The following is a 2,080-nucleotide window of genomic DNA, read 5'->3' as shown; positions in this document are numbered from 1 at the left end:
GGGGGGACCCGGGGGGCGCCCCCGCGGGGGGTTTGGGGTTGCGGGGCGGCCCGAGGGGAGGTCCGGGGGGGTTGGGGGTACAAGCGTCCGGCCCCCCCGACGTCCTGCCGGCGGCAGGACTCTCTGCCTTGTCTTGACAAGGCAAGCGGAACCGCAGGACAGTCGTCATACCTATTGATATTCAACGATTTATGGCGGGTGTGACATGCGAAAGTCGCTGACGGCTGTGATCGCCGTCGTTGTCGCCATGGTCGGCGTGCTGGCAGCGGGCCTGTGCGCCAGCGCGGCGAGCGCCGCGGCCGGTTGCCGGGTGAACTACGTCGTCAGCAGCCAGTGGACCGGCGGCTTCAGCGCCGACGTCACGGTCACCAACCTCGGTGACCCGATCAGCGGCTGGACGCTACGGTTCGGCTTCCCCGCGGTCGACCAGCGGATCGCGCAGACCTGGAGCGCCACCTGGGCCCAGTCGGGCCAGCAGGTCAGCGCGACCAACCTCAGTTGGAACGCCAACCTGGGCACCAACGCCTCGACCACCATCGGCTTCGTCGGCACCTGGTACGGCAGCAACCCCCCGCCGCCGTCGTTCACCCTCAACGGGGTCGCCTGCACCGGCGGGGTCCTGCCCACCAGGACGCCGACCGGGCCGACGACCTCGCCGCCGGTCGCCGACTACCCGGCGATCGTCACCTGGATCAGCCCGGCCGCCGGGGCGGTCTACACCGCGCCGGGCCCCGTCCCGCTGGCGGCGACCGCGACGGTGGGAGGCGGCCACTACATCACCTCGGTGTCGTTCCGGGTGGACGGCGTCACGGTGGCCCAGGGGGCGAGGTCCGCCGGCGACCGGTTCGACGCGTCGTGGACCCCGCCGGTCGGGGCCCCCGGGACCAGCACCACCTACGTGCTGAACGTCTCCGCCGGCACCGACCAGTCGCTGTCCGGCGGTGCCCCGCCCCGGCTGATCACGGTGGTCACGCCCCCGACCAGCGGCGTCAACCAGCCGCCGGCGGTGGCGCTGAGCACTCCCGGCGGGCAGACGTACTTCCTCGAACCGACCACCGTCACGCTGGTCGCCGACGTCACCGACGCCGACGCCGGGGACGTGGTCGACCGGGTGGAGCTGTACCTCGGCGGGACCCGGGTGGCCGCGACGCCGACCCGCAGTGGACAGCGCTTCCAGTTCCAGCTCGACCTGGCGGCGGCCACGTCGTCCACCTTCACCGTCCGGGCGTACGACACCCACGGTGGCGTCGGCATCTCCAATCCGCTGACCTTCACCATCCGCTAGTCCGGCGGCGGCGTCCGCGACCGCGACCCACCCGGTCACCGATGTCCTAGGATGCTTTAGGGGTCGTGCCCCGCGTCACCGGCGCGGGGCACGACCAAGACCACGCGACCACGCGTGAGTAGGGGTTCCAGATCGGGCCCCGCGCACTACCATGGGTGCTGCGCCGGAAACGGCGCGGCGACGTTTCTGTTCTGGTGGCTCTTGTTTCGTTGGGTGGTGGTCGCGGTGGCGGTCGGTACGATTCTCAGCTTCGACGACGTGAAGGGGTACGGCTTCATCAGCCCGGAGGGCGGTGGTGAGGACGTCTTCGTGCACGCGAACGACTTCGGCGACCAGCGTCCGTCGGTCGCGCCCGGGATGCGGGTGGAGTTCGAGTCGGTGGAGGGCAACCGTGGGGTCAAGGCGCTCTACGCGCGCCTGCTCAACCCCGGTGCCCCGGTCGCGTCCCGCCCGGCGGCGTCCGGCGCGCCGACCGTGACCCGGCTGCCGGTGACCGACCGGGGCGACGACGAGGAGTGCGACGTCCTGACCGCGTTCACCTTCCGGTCCAACATCACCGACCTGCTGGTCGAGCAGGTGCCGACGCTCACCGGCGCCCAGATCAGCCAGATCCGGCAGCACCTCACGCAGTTCGCCCGTTCCCACGGGTGGATCGAGGACTGACCCCCGTCCGGATCGGGCCCCCCGGCGGGGGGCCCCCCCCGGCGTCAGCCGGGGGCGGAGGCGTACCGCGCGGTGCGGGCGGCGAGCCAGTGCCAGCGGGGGTGCACCTGGCCGGGGGGGGCCGCGTCGCTG

2 protein-coding genes are annotated in these 2,080 nt (G+C 72.4%); both read left to right on the top strand.

The annotated features are described in order from the left end of the window. The first annotated feature begins 205 nt into the window (after positions 1–205). Entirely contained in the window at positions 206–1,285 is a 1,080-nt protein-coding gene (locus ACOJTC_RS29190; protein ID WP_420119293.1) for a cellulose binding domain-containing protein, read from the top strand. Between the two features lie 225 nt (positions 1,286–1,510). Continuing rightward, entirely contained in the window at positions 1,511–1,948 is a 438-nt protein-coding gene (locus ACOJTC_RS29185) for a cold shock domain-containing protein (RefSeq protein ID WP_307826034.1), read from the top strand. Positions 1,949–2,080 lie beyond the last annotated feature (132 nt).

Origin of the sequence: Micromonospora sp., from assembly GCF_048594385.1 — a bacterium.
GTDB classification, from domain to species: domain Bacteria; phylum Actinomycetota; class Actinomycetes; order Mycobacteriales; family Micromonosporaceae; genus Micromonospora; species Micromonospora wenchangensis.
The sequence above is the reverse complement of the archived record's forward strand: the minus strand, read 5'-3'. Positions and strand labels throughout refer to the sequence as shown.